The following is a 14,984-nucleotide window of genomic DNA, read 5'->3' as shown; positions in this document are numbered from 1 at the left end:
GACCGACACCGGGTGGCAGGATCAGAGGTCATGACCTCTGCCGATTCCCAGGCGTCCGCGACCATCGATCTCGGGGCCCTCGCCCACAACGTCCAGGTGCTGCGTGAGCATGCCGGGGACACCGCCGTCATGGCCGTGGTCAAGGCCGACGGCTACGGCCACGGCGCGGTGCAGGTGGCGCAGACGGTGCTGACGGCGGGCGCGCGGGAACTCGGCGTCACGACGTTGACGGAGGCGCTGCAACTTCGGGCGGCGGGGATCACCGCGCCGATCCTGAGCTGGCTGCACACGCCGGACGCCGACTTCGCCGCGGCGATCGGCGCGGACGTGGAGATCGGGATCTCGTCGATGCCGACGCTGGCCGCGGTGGTCGAGGCCGCGCAGCAGGCCGGACGGCGTGCGGCGGTGACGGTGAAGGTCGACACGGGACTCAACCGCAACGGCGTGACCGCCGACGAGTGGCCCGCCCTGCGCACCGCGCTGACGGTCGCCGAACGTGAGGGCACCGTCCGGGTGCGCGGGATGTTCACCCACTTCGCGCACGCCGACGAGCCGAACCACCCGTTCATCGACGTGCAGGCCCGGCGTTTCCGGGAGGCGGTGGACTCGGCCCGGTCCGCGGGGCTCGACATCGAGGTGACACACGCGGCCAACTCGGCGGCGACGCTGACCCGCCCGGATCTGCGATTCGACATGGTGCGGCCCGGCATCGCACTGTACGGGCTCTCGCCGATGCCCGAGCTCGGCGACTTCGGGCTGCGCCCGGTGATGACGCTGACCGCGCGGGTGGTCAAGGTCAAGAAGGTCGCCGCCGGCGAGGGCGTCTCCTACGGGCACACCTGGACCGCCCCCCGGGACACCACCGTGTGCGTGCTGCCGGTCGGCTACGCGGACGGGGTGTTCCGGTCGCTGAGCAACCGCTTCGAGGTGCTGGTCGGGGGTCGGCGCTGCCCGTCCGTCGGCCGGGTGTGCATGGACCAACTCGTCGTCGACCTCGGACCGGATGCGGACGTGCGCGAGGGGGACACCGCCGTCCTGTTCGGCGACGGCGCGACGGGCGCCCCGGTCGCCCAGGACTGGGCGTCGACGCTCGACACCATCCACTACGAGATCGTCACCGCCGTCCGGGGCCGGGTGCAGCGGCGTTACCTGCCGTGGCAACCGGGCGTGACCGTGGAGGTCGATCGTGCCGGCGTCGCCTAGCTCGCGGGCCTGGGGACTGGCGGGTCTGTCGGCCGCGGCCGCCGGGGCGGTGGGTACGGCGGTGGGATTGACCCGGGCTCGTGAGGCGCGGGTGACCGATCGGTACGCGGACGAGCGTTTCGACCTGCTGCGCAGCGATCGCGGGTCGGTGGTGGCAGCGGACGACGGCGTGCCGTTGTCGGTGCGCGAGGTCGGTCCGCGTGACGCCCCACTCACCGTCGTGTTCGTCCACGGATTCTGTAACCGGATGGCCGCCTGGCACTTTCAGCGTATTGCGCTGGAACGGACCTGGGGCGACCGGATCCGGATGGTCTTCTACGACCACCGCGGTCACGGGCAGTCCGGTCCCGCGCCGAGCGAGACCTGCACGATCGCGCAACTGGCGCGCGACCTCGACGCGGTGCTGCGTGCGATGGTCCCGACCGGACCGGTAGTGCTTGTCGGGCACTCGATGGGCGGGATGACGGTGCTGTCGTACGCCGGACAGCACCCCGAGACGAGCGGGCCGCGGGTGGTCGGGTTCGGGTTGATCTCGACCGCGGCCGGCGGGCTGTCGGAGGTCGGGTTGGGCCGCAGCCTCGAGTCGCCGGCGATCGACGCCTTCCGTGCGGTCTCGCGGCGGGTGCCCGGGATGGTGCAGGGTGGACGCGGCGCGACCCGCAGACTGATCGCGCCGCTGCTGCGCGCGGCCTCCTACGGCGACCGCAAGGTGAGCCGCTCGGTGGTGCGGTTCACCGACGAGATGATCAACGACACCCCGCTGAGCACGCTCGTCGACTTCCTGCAGGCCCTCGAGGACCACGACGAATCGGCGGCGCTGCCGGCGATGACCGACGTCCCGGCGCTGGTGCTCTGCGGCGACGGCGACATACTGACCCCGTTCCGAAATTCGGTGAGCCTGGCCGAGCAACTGCCGTTGGCCGAGCTGCTGCGGGTGCCCGGCGCCGGGCACATGGTGCAGCTCGAGCAGCCAGAGGTGGTGTCCGAGGCGATCGACCGCCTGGTCACCCGTGCCGTCGAGGCCATGTCGACCGAACCCGCGATGAAGGAGAGAGCCACCGGTGTTCTCAGAGCAATTGCCGACCGCCGACGCCACGGAGAACTTTGGCCGGCACTTGGCGGGCGAACTCGCCGCAGGTGACCTGGTCGTGCTCGACGGTCCCCTGGGCGCAGGCAAGACCGTGCTGGCGCGGGGCATCGCGGCCGGCCTCGGGGTGCAGGGCATGGTCACCTCGCCGACGTTCATCATCGCCCGTGAGCACCGCCCCGGCGCCCGTCTCGACGGGGGAGCGCCGGTGCCGATGGTGCACGTGGACGCCTACCGGCTCGGTGGGGGCGCGCAGGCGCTCGACGAGCTCGACGCGCTCGACCTCGACACCGACCTGACCGACGCGGTCGTCGTCGTCGAGTGGGGTGAGGGACTGGTCGAGCGGATCGCCGAGCGTTACCTGCTGGTGCGACTGCGCCGCGAACCCGAGACCGACGTGCGCACGGCGCAGTGGGAGTGGGTGCAGCGGGCACAGGGGCGCGATCACTGAGCCCACGGCGGCGCGATCCGGTCGCCGCCGGCCTGCATGGACGCCGTCATGCCGATGAGAGAGGTGACCCAGGCGCCGGCCGGTTCGGGCGTGGAGTTGGTGACACGCAGGACCGCGCCCGCCGGGACAATAGCGCAGTCGCCGGCCTCCGCGGTGAACCGCTCGTCGTCGATCTCGATGTCGAGGACGCCGCTGAGGACGTACAGCACCTCTTCCTTCGCCATCGTGTGGGCCTGTCCCGGGGTGTCGGGGGCGAAGTCGGCGCGCCACGCGGCAAGCGTCCGGGCTCCGGTCGCCCCGGCGGCGAACGAGGTGAAGGTGACCCCGTGCATCTCGAATGCGCGGGCTTTTTCGTCGGTCAGGTGAGCCATGAATCCTCCTCAATAGACAACCCGGTTGACTATATACGGTCAACCTGGTTGTCGGAGCTGTTCTAGGCTGGATTCATGGAGCCGGCCGACGACGTTGCGATTCCCTTCCTGTTGATGGGCGCGTTCAGGGCACTGGTCGACGCCGTCCATGAGCAATTGGCGCGGGACGGGTTCCCGGGCGTCCGTGCTCATCACGGCTTTGCCCTGCAGGCGATCGGGGCCGGTTGCACGAGTGTGGAACTCGGCGACCGGCTGGCGGTGTCCAAGCAGGCGGCCGCGAAGACCGTGAAGTTCCTGGAAGCCATGGGCCTGGTCGAGCGCCGGACCAATGCCGACGATCGGCGTGAGCGCATCGTGGTCGTCACCGGCCGAGGGCGGACGCTTCTCGACCTGTCGGCGACCGCCTTCCGGCGGGAGGTGTCGGGTTGGCGGTCGAAGGTGGGGGATGGGCATGTCGACGCCACCGTGGCCACGCTGGCCGCCGTCGGCAGCGGTGGCCGGAGTCCGACGGCCCTGTCGGACTGGTCCTGACGCCCGGCAGGGTGTGGGCACTCAGCGCAGCCGGTCGCGCCGCGCGATGGTGCTGCTCAGCCCGGTCGCGGCCGCGCGCACGGCGGCGACCTGCGTCTCGGGTCGGAACCGTCCGACCGGACCGGTGACGCTCACCGCGGCGACCGGCTCGTCCTCGGCGCCGAACACCGGGGCGGCCACGCACACCAGCCCCAGCGCCGACTCCTCGTGCTCGAAGGCCACTCCTTCCTCCTTCACCCGCTCGAGCTGACGACGCAGCAGTCCGGGTGCCACCACCGTGTGCGGGGTGCGCCGCACCAGCGGGGCCGACAGCACTTCCGCGCGTAGCGCCGGGTCGGCGTGCGCGAGCAGCACCTTGCCGATGGCGGTGCAGTGCAGCGGCATCCGCCCCCCGGTGCGTGACGGGGCCTTCGCCTGCCGGTGTCCGCCGATCTTCGCGACGTAGACCACGTCGTGGCCGTCGCGCACCCCCAGGTGCACGGTCTCGTGGGTGCGCTCGTAGAGGTCCTGCAGGAAGGGCATGGCCATCTCGAGCAGGCTGCGCTCGAGCGAGGCGCGCATCCCCAGCTCGAACAGGCCGCTGCTGAGCCGGTAGCCGCCCTCGACGCGGTCGAGCAGCCTGTTCGCGGCGAGGTCCTGGGCCAGCCGGTGTGCGGTCGCCTTGTGCAGTCCGGTGCGGCGGACGATCTCGGCGAGCGGGAGCGTCTGGTCGTCGGCGCGGAAGGCCCGCAAGATCGTCACCGCCTTGCCGAGCACGGTGTCGAGATCGGCGGCGGAGGTCATCTTCCCAGCGTATCGCTCAGTGAGACGGAGCCCTGGTGTGAACGCTGTCCGACCAGGACAGTGGGCATCATGACGACGAACCTCACCACGGTGAGCGAGGACGCGATCACCGCCGCGGCGGAGCGCCTCGCGACCGCCGCCGCGACGAGCACGCCCTGTGCCCCGATCCGTGACCTGATCGGCGCCGACGACCTGGTCGCCGCGTACGCCGTGCAGCAGCGCTTCAACGAGTTGCGGGTGGGCGCCGGCGCGACCGTGGTCGGCCGCAAGATCGGCCTCACCTCGAAGGCGGTGCAGGAGCAGCTGGGCGTCGACCAGCCCGACCTCGGGGTACTGTTCGACGACATGGCCTTCGCCGACGGCGAGGACGTCCCGATGTCCCGGCTGATCCAGCCGAAGATCGAGGGCGAGGTCGGGTTCGTGCTCGGCGCCGACCTCGCCGACGGCCCGCTCGACGCGGCGCAGGTCCGCGACGCGATCGAGTACGCGGTCGTCGCCCTGGAGATCTGCGACAGCCGGATCCGGGACTGGGACATCCGCTTCGGCGACACCGTCGCCGACAACGCGTCGTCCGGCGTGTACGTCCTCGGCACCGAGCGCCGCACCCTCGACGAGGTCGTGCCCGCCGAGGTCACCATGTCGATGACCGTCAACGGCCAGGAGGTGTCCTCCGGCAACGGGGCCGCCTGCCTGGGAGATCCGATCGAGGCCGTCGTGTGGCTCGCCCGCAACGCGCGCGACCTCGGCCAGCCGCTGAGGGCCGGTCAGGTCATCCTGTCCGGTGCCCTCGGACCGATGGCGCCGGTGTCCGCCGGCGACGTCGTCACCGTCACAGTGTCCGGACTCGGTGCCGTGACCACCCGTTTCACGGAAGGAGAGAACGCATGAGCAAGACCAAGGTCGCGATCATCGGATCGGGCAACATCGGCACCGATCTGATGATCAAGGTGATGAACCACTCACAGCACCTGGAGATGGGTGCCATGGTCGGCATCGATCCCGCCTCGGACGGACTGGCCCGCGCCGCGGCGCTCGGCGTGCCGACCACCGCGGAGGGCGTCGAGGGCCTGGTGAAGCTGCCGAACTTCGACGAGATCGAGATCGTCTTCGACGCCACCTCGGCGAAGGCGCACGTCGTCAACAACGACCGGTTGCAGCCGTTCGGCAAGCGCATGATCGACCTGACCCCGGCGGCGATCGGCCCGTTCGTGGTCCCCGCCGTCAACGGTGACGACCACATCGGTGCGCCGAACGTGAACATGGTGACCTGCGGTGGCCAGGCGACGATCCCGATGGTCGCGGCCGTGTCCCGCGTCGTGCCCGTCGCCTACGCCGAGATCGTCGCGTCCATCGCGTCGAAGTCGGCCGGCCCGGGCACCCGCGCCAACATCGACGAGTTCACCGAGACCACCTCGAGTGCGATCGTGTCCGTCGGCGGTGCCGAGCGCGGCAAGGCGATCATCATCCTGAACCCGGCCGAGCCGCCGCTGATCATGCGCGACACCGTCTACTGCCTGGTCAACGCATCGGACCCGGCCACCCACGACGAGATCCGTCAGTCCATCGAGAAGATGGCCGGTGACGTCTCCGCCTACGTGCCCGGCTACCGCCTCAAGCAGCAGGTGCAGATCACCGAGATCGCCGCCGATCAGCCGGTCGAGACGCTGCTCGCCGGCGGCGACCGTCCGACGCACCAGGTGTCGGTCTTCCTCGAGGTCGAGGGCGCTGGGCACTACCTGCCCACCTACGCCGGCAACCTCGACATCATGACCTCCGCGGGTATGCAGATCGCGGAGCGCATCGCACAGCAGAAGGAAACCGCCCGATGAGCAACCACAAGATCTTCGTCCAGGACGTCACCCTGCGTGACGGTATGCACGCGGTGCGTCACCGCATCACCCCGGCCGACGTCAAGCGCATCGTCAAGGCACTCGACGCCGCGGGCGTCGACGCGATCGAGGTCGCGCACGGCGACGGTCTGGCCGGCGGTTCGGTCAACTACGGCCCGGGCTCGAACACCGACTGGGAGTGGATCGAGGCGGCCGCCGAGGCCATCGACAACGCCCGCCTGACCACCCTGCTGCTGCCGGGTGTCGGCACGGTCGAGGAGCTCAAGAAGGCCTGGGACCTGGGTGTGCGCTCGGTCCGCATCGCCACCCACTGCACCGAGGCCGACGTCTCCGCGCAGCACATCGAGGCCGCCCGCGAGATCGGGATGGACGTCTCCGGCTTCCTCATGCTCAACCACATGGCCGAGCCGGCCGTGCTGGCCGAGCAGGCCAAGCTGATGGAGTCCTACGGCGCGCACTGCGTCTACATCACCGACTCCGGCGGTCGCCTGACCATGAAGGGCATCGAGGCCCGTGTGAAGGCCTACCGGGATGCGCTCAAGCCGGAGACCGAGATCGGCATCCACGCGCACGAGAACCTCTCGCTGTCGGTCGCCAACTCGGTGGTCGCGGTGGAGAACGGCGTGTACCGCGTCGACGCCTCCCTCGCCGGTCACGGTGCGGGCGCGGGCAACTGCCCGCTCGAGGCCTTCGTGGCCGTGGCGAACCTCGAGGGCTTCGAGCACCGCTGCGACCTCAACGCGCTCGAGGACGCGGCCGACGATATCGTCCGTCCGCTGCAGGACCGTCCGGTGCGCGTGGACCGCGAGACCCTGACCCTGGGCTACGCGGGCGTGTACTCGTCCTTCCTGCGTCACGCCGAGACCGCCGCGGCGCGGTACGACGTGGACGTGCGCGAGATCCTCCTGGAGTGCGGCAAGCGCAAGCTCGTCGGCGGTCAGGAGGACATGATCGTCGACATCGCGCTGAACCTCGTCGCCGAGCGCGAGAGCGTGAACGCGTAAGTACGCCAACGTAAGCCACTTCGGGCGCTGTGACCGTCACGGTCACAGCGCCCGAAGTGGTTTCAAGGCCTTGTGCGTTTCACGAGCCGAGGCGTTGCGCGTGCCGCCATGCCTGGGCGGCGAGCCGCTGTGCCTGGGCGCCGAACGACTCGGGGGAGCGGTCGCTCTCGCCCATCGCCCCGCGCAGGGTGCGGGTGTAGACGCCCTCGACGATGCAGGCGATCTTCCACCAGTTGAAGGCGATGTAGAAGTCGATGTCGGGCACGGTCTCCGGCGCTGCGGCGGCGAGGTACTGCTCGACCAGGTCGTTGCGCGTCGGGAATCCCGGGACGGCGGTGGGCGGGTTCTCCAGGGCCCACACATCGTCGTCGGGCTGTGCCCAGTAGACGAGCAGCTGGCCGAGGTCTGCGAGCGGGTCGCCGACGGTGGTCAGTTCCCAGTCGAGGATGCCGGCGACCGTGTCGTCGGGGCGGAACATGCAGTTGTCGAGCCGGAAGTCGCCGTGCACGATCCGTGCGGGACCCTGCGTCGGGATCCTCTCGACCAGGCGGTCGTGGGTGCGGCCGATGTCGTCGAGGACGCGGACGCGGTCCTGCGCCCAGTTGGCCGACCAGCGGTGCAGCTGCCGGGCGAGGTAGTCGTCGCGGTCGGCGAGTTCGCCCCAGCCGGCCTCTCGCGGATCGACCGCGTGCAGTCCGGAGAGCGTGCGCACCAGTGCGGTCGCGACGGCGGGCCGGCGGTCGGCGGGCAGGGTGTCGGTGACGGTTTCGGGGTCGCGCAGGATGACGCCGTCGAGGTGTTCCATCACGAAGAACGGTGCGCCCGTGACGGAGTCGTCGTCGCACGTGCCGACAACCAGCGGCGCCGGCACCGGTGTGCCGCGCAGGCGGCCCAGCACCGTGGCCTCGCGCAGGACATCGTGGGCGCGCGAGTGCGCCATGCCGAGCGGCGGGCGGCGCAGCACCCACCGGGTGCCGTCGGCGTCGGTGGCCAGGTAGGTCAGGTTCGAGCGGCCGCCGGCGATGCGGGTGAACTGCACCGGCCCGACGGCGCCGCCGACGTGCTCGATGAACCAGTCGGAGACCGCGTCGACGCGGATTCCGCTGTCGGTGGCACTCGTCATCTCAAACCTTTCTCGTCAGCGCCGCGACTGGACGCCTTCCAGGAACACGGACACGACAGAGTCGGCGAGCTGATCGATGCCGAAGTCGGCGGTGGGGGTGAACCACCGCAGCGACAGCCAGACGGCGTCACGGATGAGCCCGTACAGCAACTCTGCCGGTAGGTCGGAGCGGAACGCGCCGTCGGCGATGCCCTTCTCGATGACCGTCATCCAGGCCTCTTTGGTGGACTTCGCCGCGGCACGGATCTTGCGGTGCGAAGGCAGCTTGCGCAGATAGGTCCCGTTGTTCTGGTAGATCTCCGACGCGTGCGGGTGCGACTGGCTCACCCGGAACGAGGCCTTGACCAGCTCGTCGAGCCGGGTCCGCGGGTCGTTCGTCGACTCGAGGATCGCCTCGTACTCGTGGGTGAGGTCGTCGAGATACCGCGAGACGATCACGTCGGCGATGGCGTCCTTGGACGGGAAGTAGTGGTACAGGCTGCCGGAGAGCACGCCCACCGCATCCGCGATGTCGCGGACTTTCGTACCGGCGATGCCCTTCGTGGCGAAGAGTTCCGCGGCCTGCTCCGTGATCAGAGTGTGGCGCTCGGACCACTCCATGACTACCTCCGTGCTGGTGGGTTCCCGGTGAATCTGCTCCGGTCGAGCACAACGCTACATTACGCATCAAACATTTGCTACGTTGGCCTGGGGTGCCGGAACCGTCCGTCGGAAGGCGCTCGTTTCCTTAACTGTGACAGGAGGATTCGTGGGAAGTCAGATCTCTCATCCGTCCGAGGACCCGAACCTGAGCGTATGTCTCGCGGCGACGGCGGCCTGGCCGCTGGCCGACTCGCTGGTCATGCTCGACCGGATGGGCTGCGCACGTTTCGGGGTGCTGGCCGCGACCATGGAGCGGCAGGGCTGGGAGTCGTCGATCGCGACGATCCGGGGCAGCGGCCTGCGGCCGGAGTTCATCGCCGGCGGCTGCCGCGCCATGCACGACGGCGACGGTTGGGGCCGTGTCCTCGGCTCCCTCGAGCGGGCGGTCGACGCGGCCGCCGAGATCGGTGCGCCGACGGTGGGATTCACCTCCGGCGGCTCCGGCGCCCTGTCATGGGAAGCCGCGGCGGACCGGGCGGTCGGGCGATTCGCCCCGCTCGTCGACCACGCGCGCGCCGCGGGCGTGGGGTTGGCGTTGGAGAACACGATGTCGATCCGCTCCGCGATGAGCTTCACCCACTCCGTCGCCGACACCGCGGAGTTGGCCCGCCGTCTCGGGGTCGGGTTGATGGTCGACCTCTACTCGGCGTTCCAGGAGCGCGACCTGATGCGGACGGTCGCCGACAACCTCGACTCGGTCCTGCTGGTGCAGATCGGTGACCATCGCACCTCGGCGACGTCGGTGCCGAACCGGTGGGTCCCGGGCGACGGGGAGATCCCGCTCGAACGACTGGTTCGCGAGGTCCGCGAGCTGGGCTACCGGGGTACGGTCGACCTGGAACTGCTCGGTCCGGCGATCGACGAGGAGGGCGCCGAGCGGGCGCTCGGGCGCGGGTGGGAATGGATGCGCGCGCACGTGCCGTGATCGGTGCCGCCGGCGCGGTTCGTTCCCTGCCGCTGATTTCGTCAGCGCGGTTCGATCACCGCGCGGTCGCCCAGTTCGGCGCGCACATTGATGACCCGGCCGGCGAGCGACCACCGATCGCCGCTGCGAATCCATGCGTCGTCATAGTGGCCCAGGCATTCGTAGGTTCGGCCGGTGTTCGCGCCGCTGCCCACGTGAAAGGCGCGGAAGTAGGACCGGCTGGTGGCGCGGTCGCCGTCGAGTCGCACCTGCACGTTGCCCATCAGGTGCTGCGTCGCGCCGCACACGTCGAGGTGGGCGCGGACGATCGTCACCACCTCGTCGATGCCGGCGACCCCGTAGCCCTGCACGTCCTCCTGCATTGCCGCGCGGATCCCGGCCCAGTCCTTCGTGTCCAGCATGGTCTGGAACGTGTAGAGAGCGTCGACGACCGCGTGGCGGTCGGCGAGCAGGTCCGGGTCGCCCGGTCGGGTCGAGCGGAACGTGGTGGCGCCGGCGGGCGTCGTCATGGTGTCGGGTCCTTCCGTAGGGGAGTGCGTGATCGGGGCGAGGTGTTCGGTTGCCAGGTTTCTGCGAGGCGACTGCCCCGGCCAGCGGATCTCCCGGCTGCCGGGACAGCGGGGTTCGTCCTGGCACCCAACCGGGTTCGGTTGCCCCGCGACTTAAATCAAACGTTTGCTACCACCCTGGGCAATCAATCAAACGTTTGCTACGGTGGTGCCACGCGCCGATGCCGGAGCCGACGGGCCGGGCGTCGGGCGGAATGCCACAGGCGATCGTGCGTCATCACGATGCGATCGCGACAAGCAGCAAATGTTTGATACGCAGATGGATCACCGGGGGTGGGTCCGGAAGCTCGACAGCACGAAAGGGAGATGACTCACCATGTCGGACAAGACAATGTCGGAAGCCGACGTCATCGGCCGGCTCAGATCCGGGATGACGATCGGCATCGGCGGATGGGGTTCGCGACGCAAGCCGATGTCGCTGATCCGGGAGATTCTGCGCTCGGATCTGAAGGACCTGACGATCGTGTCCTACGGCGGCGCCGACGTCGGCCTGCTGTGCGCCGCGGGCAAGGTCAAGAAGGTGATCTTCGGGTTCGTGTCGCTGGACTCGATCCCGCTGGACCCGCACTTCCGGGCCGCCCGCCAGTCGGGGAGCATCGAGGTCGAGGAGTACGACGAGGGCATGCTCCAGTGGGGGCTGTACGCCGCAGGAATCCGGTTGCCGTACCTGCCGACCCGCGCCGGCCTCGGCTCGGACGTCATGACCGTCAACCCCGGACTGCGCACCGTCACCGACCCGTACGGTGACGAGACGCTCGTCGCGATGCCGGCGATCCGGCTCGACGCCGCACTGGTGCACATGAACCGCGCCGACATGCACGGCAACGCCCAGTATCTCGGCCCGGACCTGTACTTCGACGACCTGTTCTGCCTCGCCGCCGACAACGCGTACGTGTCGTGCGAGAAGATCGTGCCCACCGCGGAACTCACCGCGAACGCCCACCCGTCGACGGTCCGCATCCCGCGCCTGCTGGTCTCCGGTGTGGTGGAGTCCTCCGGCGGCGCGCACTTCACCTCGTGCGTCCCAGATTACGACCGCGACGAGGCGTTCCAGCGCGACTACGTCGCCGCCGCAAAGGATCCGGACCGATGGAAGCAGTTCGCGGCCCACTACCTCTCCGGTACGGAGGGCGACTACCAGCGGGCCGTCGAAGCCTCGCGAGAGGCGGTGTCGGCATGAGCGCCACCACCGAGGTCACCAGGGCCGAGATCTGCGCCGTCGCCTGCGCCGAGGCGTATCGCGACAACGGTGAGGTCATCGCCAGCGCGTTCGGCACCATCCCGGCGATCGGGGTCCGGCTGGCCCGGCACACGTTCTCGCCCGACCTCGTCATCTCGGACGGGGAGGCCACCGCGATGCGCGGCACCTGGGCGGTCGGCGGACCGGCCGAGGGCGACGTCGAGGCCTGGCTGCCGTTCAACCAGATCTTCACACTGGTGTGGAACGGCAAGCGGCACATCATGATGATCCCCACGCAGCTCGACCTGTACGGCAACTGCAACATCTCCGCGATCGGCGACCACGCCCGGCCGAAGGTGCAGCTGCTGGGCGTGCGCGGCGCGCCGGGCAACACCGTCTACCACCCGACGAGCTACTGGGTGCCCAAGCACAGCACCCGCGTGTTCGTCCCCAAGGTCGACATGGTCTCCGGCGTCGGCAACGACAATGCCCGCAAGGCCGGCCCGGCAGCGACCCGGCACCACGAACTGCGCAGGGTCGTCACCGATCTCGCGGTGCTCGACTTCACCCCCGACACCGGGCGGCTGCGGCTGGTGTCGGCGCATCCGGGGGTGAGCGTCGACGACGTCGTCGCCGCCACCGGATTCGAGTTGGTGATCCCGTCCGATGTCCCGCAGACGCGGATGCCGCCGGCGGAGGAGCTCGAACTGATCCGCACTGTGATCGATCCCCGTAATCTGCGCGACAAGGAGGTCCAGGGATGACGACCGTGACCGGTAAGAGTGCCGCCCACCCGGCCCTGAACACCCGGCTGTGCAAGCTGTTCGGGGTCAAGTACCCGATCGTCCAGACCGGCATGGGCTACGTCTCCGACGCGAAGCTCACCGCGGCGACCGCCGCGGCCGGTGGGCTCGGCATCATCGCCGGCGGGATGCTGTCCTACGAGGAACTCGCCGAGGCGATCGCCTACGTCAAGGACCACACCGACGCGCCGTTCGGCGTGAACGTGCGCGCCAACCAGGAGGACGTCGGCAAGCGGATCGACCTGCTGATCCGGTCCGGGGTGAAGGTGGCGTCGTTCGCGCTGGCCCCCAAGCGGGACCTGATCGCGAAGCTCAAGGATGCGGGCCTGGTGGTGGTGCCCTCGATCGGCGCGCGCCGGCACGCGGAGAAGGTCGCCGAATGGGGCGTCGACGCGGTCGTCGTGCAGGGCGGGGAGGGCGGCGGCCACACCGGTGCGGTCCCCACCAGCCTGCTGCTCCCGCAGGTCGTCGACGCCGTCGACATCCCGGTGATCGCGGCCGGCGGCTACTTCGACGGCCGCGGGCTGGTCTCGGCCCTCGCCTACGGCGCGGACGGCATCGCGATGGGCACCCGGTTCATGCTGACCAGCGATTCGCCGGTGGCGCAACGGGTCAAGGACGTCTACCTGTCGAAGTCGGTGAACGACACGGTCGTCACGCTCGAGATCGACGGTATCCCGCAGCGAGTGCTCCGCGCCGGCACCATCGACCAACTCGAGTCCACCCGCGGGCCGCAGCGCATGCTCCGCGCCCTGCGCAATGCCGTTGCCTTCCAGAAGCTCTCGGGTACCTCGTGGAAGAACATGATCAGCGAGGGACTCGAGATGAAGAAGAGCCACGAGCTGGGCTGGCGTCAGGTGGTCATGGCCGCGAACGCGCCGATGCTGTACCGCTCGGCGCTCGTCGACGGCAACGCCGAGGTCGGCGTGATGGCCACCGGCCAGGTGGTCGGCCTGATCGACGACGTCCCCAGCTGCGCCGAGCTGATCGACCGCATCGTCCACGAGGCCGAGCTGACGCTGGCGCGTCTCGGCGCCGTCGACACCCGGTAGCAGAGCTCCGAACAATCACTTCTCAGGAGGGAAACCCATGAACCAGTTGAAGGATCGCGTGATCGTGGTGACCGGCTCCGGTCGCGGAATCGGACGTGAGCACGCCCTGCTCGCCGCCGCCGAGGGGGCCAAGGTGGTCGTCAACGACAGCGGCACCGGCCCGGACGGCAAGGGTCTGGACCCGACGTTCGCCGCGTTGGTCGCCGACGAGATCACCGCCGCGGGCGGCAGCGCCGTCGCCGTCAGCGCCGACGTCACCACCATCGCCGGTGCCCAGAAGTTGCTCGACGCCGCGCTGGAGAACTTCGGCGCCGTGCACGGCCTGGTCAACAACGCCGGGATCCTGCGCGACCGCATGTTCGTCAACATGAGCGAGGACGAGTGGGACGACGTCATCACCGGGCAGTTGCGCGCGACGTTCGCGCCATGCCGCGTGTTCGGTGCGCACTGGCGTGACCGTTCGAAGGCCGGCGACGAGGTCAAGGCGTCGATCGTGAACGTGTCGAGCACGTCCGGGCTGCTCGGCGCGGTCGGGCAGAGCAATTACGGCGCCGCCAAGGCGGGGATCGCGTCGCTGACGGTGATCCTCTCGCAGGAACTGGAGCGTTACGGGGTGCGGGCCAACGCGATCACCCCGGTCGCCCGCACCCGGATGACCGAGAACGTGCCCGGTATCAAGGACATGGTCGCCGAGCCGGCCGACCCGGAGGCGTTCGACGTCTACCACCCCGGGAACGTCTCGCCGGTGGTCGCCTACCTGCTCACCGAGCAGTGCCCGGCGAACGGCTCGGTGTTCTACGCCAAGGGCGGCGAGATCCGGCAGTTCCTCGGCTGGCAGTACGGCAAGACCATCGACAAGGGTGCCCGCTGGACCGTCGACGAACTGGTGCAGGAGATGAGCGGTCTCGTCTGAGCCCGCCCGTCGTACCCACATCTCTGGAGAATCTCATGGCAAACGCAGACGCGATCGGGGTCGAGGGTGCGCCCTACGTCCTCGACGTCGAACGGGGCAAGATCCGCGAGTTCGCACGGGCTACCGGATCGTCGAACCCCGATCACCTCGAGCGTGACGATGCGGTGTCGCCGCCGACGTTCCTGACCACCACATTGCACTGGCAGACGCCCGAGGGAAACCCCTGGAAGGCAGTCGAACTCGATCAGAAGCGCGGATTGCACGCCGAGCAGCAGTACGAGTTCTTCGGGCCGCCGCCGAAAGCCGGCACACGGCTGACGTGCACCTCCCGGATCGCCGACGTGTACACCAAGCAGGGCCGGCGTGGCGGCGAGATGACCTTCGCGGTCATGACCACCGATTTCCACGACGAGACCGGGACCCTGGTCGCCCGGGCGACCATGACCGGCGTCGAGACCGCCCGCCCCGCCACGGAGGAAGCATGACGAAAGTGATGC

At 69.6% G+C, this 14,984-nt stretch carries 18 protein-coding genes; 13 read left to right on the top strand and 5 right to left on the bottom strand.

What is annotated here, in order from left to right; genetic code table 11:
• Positions 1-30 precede the first annotated feature (30 nt).
• The 3 genes from alr to tsaE are packed head-to-tail and all read left to right on the top strand — an operon-like array spanning position 31 to position 2,741.
• Positions 31-1,203, top strand: a complete 1,173-nt coding sequence (alr, locus tag G4X40_RS02350) for an alanine racemase (protein ID WP_277829909.1) — start codon at positions 31-33, stop codon at positions 1,201-1,203.
• A complete protein-coding gene (locus tag G4X40_RS02345) occupies positions 1,187-2,344 on the top strand; it encodes an alpha/beta fold hydrolase (protein ID WP_277829907.1) in 1,158 nt (385 codons plus the stop codon). The genes alr and G4X40_RS02345 overlap by 17 nt, the downstream gene beginning before the upstream one ends.
• Positions 2,265-2,741, top strand: coding sequence for a tRNA (adenosine(37)-N6)-threonylcarbamoyltransferase complex ATPase subunit type 1 TsaE (gene tsaE, locus G4X40_RS02340; RefSeq protein ID WP_277829905.1), 477 nt, complete (start codon positions 2,265-2,267; stop codon positions 2,739-2,741). Before G4X40_RS02345 ends, tsaE begins: the two co-directional genes overlap by 80 nt.
• Here the strand turns inward: tsaE and G4X40_RS02335 are convergent.
• Positions 2,735-3,112: a cupin domain-containing protein gene (locus G4X40_RS02335; protein ID WP_277829904.1), complete on the bottom strand. Its 378-nt coding sequence runs from the start codon at positions 3,110-3,112 to the stop codon at positions 2,735-2,737. The two genes, tsaE and G4X40_RS02335, sit on opposite strands and share 7 nt — an antisense overlap.
• Positions 3,113-3,187: 75 nt before the next feature.
• On the opposite strand from G4X40_RS02335, the gene G4X40_RS02330 reads away from it, so the two are divergent.
• On the top strand, positions 3,188-3,643 hold the full coding sequence (locus tag G4X40_RS02330) for a MarR family winged helix-turn-helix transcriptional regulator (protein ID WP_277829902.1): 456 nt from the start codon (positions 3,188-3,190) through the stop codon (positions 3,641-3,643).
• A 21-nt stretch (positions 3,644-3,664) separates the two neighbouring features.
• On the opposite strand, the gene G4X40_RS02325 is transcribed toward G4X40_RS02330, so the two are convergent.
• Complete coding sequence (locus G4X40_RS02325) at positions 3,665-4,426, bottom strand: IclR family transcriptional regulator (RefSeq protein ID WP_277829900.1); 762 nt, start codon at positions 4,424-4,426, stop codon at positions 3,665-3,667.
• A gap of 69 nt (positions 4,427-4,495) precedes the next feature.
• Here G4X40_RS02325 and G4X40_RS02320 point away from each other — a divergent pair, with 69 nt between their 5' ends.
• From G4X40_RS02320 to dmpG, 3 genes are read left to right on the top strand one after another with little or no spacing between them, the layout of a single operon-like run.
• Positions 4,496-5,314: a 2-keto-4-pentenoate hydratase gene (locus tag G4X40_RS02320; RefSeq protein WP_277829899.1), complete on the top strand. Its 819-nt coding sequence runs from the start codon at positions 4,496-4,498 to the stop codon at positions 5,312-5,314.
• Positions 5,311-6,255, top strand: a complete 945-nt coding sequence (locus G4X40_RS02315) for an acetaldehyde dehydrogenase (acetylating) (RefSeq protein ID WP_277829898.1) — start codon at positions 5,311-5,313, stop codon at positions 6,253-6,255. The genes G4X40_RS02320 and G4X40_RS02315 overlap by 4 nt, the downstream gene beginning before the upstream one ends.
• Positions 6,252-7,280, top strand: a complete 1,029-nt coding sequence (gene dmpG, locus G4X40_RS02310) for a 4-hydroxy-2-oxovalerate aldolase (RefSeq protein WP_277829896.1) — start codon at positions 6,252-6,254, stop codon at positions 7,278-7,280. The genes G4X40_RS02315 and dmpG overlap by 4 nt, the downstream gene beginning before the upstream one ends.
• 79 nt (positions 7,281-7,359) lie before the next feature.
• Here dmpG and G4X40_RS02305 read toward each other — a convergent pair whose 3' ends face one another.
• A complete protein-coding gene (locus tag G4X40_RS02305; protein WP_277829894.1) occupies positions 7,360-8,403 on the bottom strand; it encodes a phosphotransferase family protein in 1,044 nt (347 codons plus the stop codon).
• A 15-nt stretch (positions 8,404-8,418) separates the two neighbouring features.
• A complete protein-coding gene (locus G4X40_RS02300; RefSeq protein WP_277829893.1) occupies positions 8,419-9,003 on the bottom strand; it encodes a TetR/AcrR family transcriptional regulator in 585 nt (194 codons plus the stop codon).
• 148 nt (positions 9,004-9,151) lie between these two features.
• Between G4X40_RS02300 and G4X40_RS02295 the strand changes: the two genes are divergently transcribed.
• Entirely contained in the window at positions 9,152-9,970 is an 819-nt protein-coding gene (locus tag G4X40_RS02295; protein ID WP_277829891.1) for a sugar phosphate isomerase/epimerase family protein, read from the top strand.
• A 41-nt stretch (positions 9,971-10,011) separates the two neighbouring features.
• Here G4X40_RS02295 and G4X40_RS02290 read toward each other — a convergent pair whose 3' ends face one another.
• Positions 10,012-10,479 carry a nuclear transport factor 2 family protein gene (locus G4X40_RS02290; protein WP_277829890.1) on the bottom strand — a complete coding sequence of 156 codons (468 nt, stop codon included), beginning with the start codon at positions 10,477-10,479 and terminating at the stop codon, positions 10,012-10,014.
• Between the two features lie 376 nt (positions 10,480-10,855).
• On the opposite strand from G4X40_RS02290, the gene G4X40_RS02285 reads away from it, so the two are divergent.
• Genes G4X40_RS02285 through G4X40_RS02265 form a run of 5 tightly spaced genes read left to right on the top strand, consistent with a single transcriptional unit; the run spans position 10,856 to position 14,972 of the window.
• The gene (locus G4X40_RS02285; RefSeq protein WP_277829889.1) at positions 10,856-11,719 is read left to right on the top strand and encodes a CoA transferase subunit A; all 864 of its coding nucleotides are present in this window, start codon (positions 10,856-10,858) and stop codon (positions 11,717-11,719) included.
• The gene (locus G4X40_RS02280; protein WP_277829888.1) at positions 11,716-12,483 is read left to right on the top strand and encodes a CoA-transferase subunit beta; all 768 of its coding nucleotides are present in this window, start codon (positions 11,716-11,718) and stop codon (positions 12,481-12,483) included. The genes G4X40_RS02285 and G4X40_RS02280 overlap by 4 nt, the downstream gene beginning before the upstream one ends.
• A complete protein-coding gene (locus G4X40_RS02275) occupies positions 12,480-13,574 on the top strand; it encodes an NAD(P)H-dependent flavin oxidoreductase (RefSeq protein WP_277829887.1) in 1,095 nt (364 codons plus the stop codon). The genes G4X40_RS02280 and G4X40_RS02275 overlap by 4 nt, the downstream gene beginning before the upstream one ends.
• A gap of 37 nt (positions 13,575-13,611) precedes the next feature.
• Entirely contained in the window at positions 13,612-14,487 is an 876-nt protein-coding gene (locus G4X40_RS02270) for an SDR family NAD(P)-dependent oxidoreductase (protein WP_277829886.1), read from the top strand.
• Between the two features lie 35 nt (positions 14,488-14,522).
• On the top strand, positions 14,523-14,972 hold the full coding sequence (locus tag G4X40_RS02265) for an FAS1-like dehydratase domain-containing protein (RefSeq protein ID WP_277829885.1): 450 nt from the start codon (positions 14,523-14,525) through the stop codon (positions 14,970-14,972).
• Positions 14,973-14,984 lie beyond the last annotated feature (12 nt).

Origin of the sequence: Speluncibacter jeojiensis (assembly GCF_029589495.1) — a bacterium.
Classification (GTDB): domain Bacteria; phylum Actinomycetota; class Actinomycetes; order Mycobacteriales; family Mycobacteriaceae; genus Speluncibacter; species Speluncibacter jeojiensis.
The sequence above is the reverse complement of the archived record's forward strand: the minus strand, read 5'-3'. Positions and strand labels throughout refer to the sequence as shown.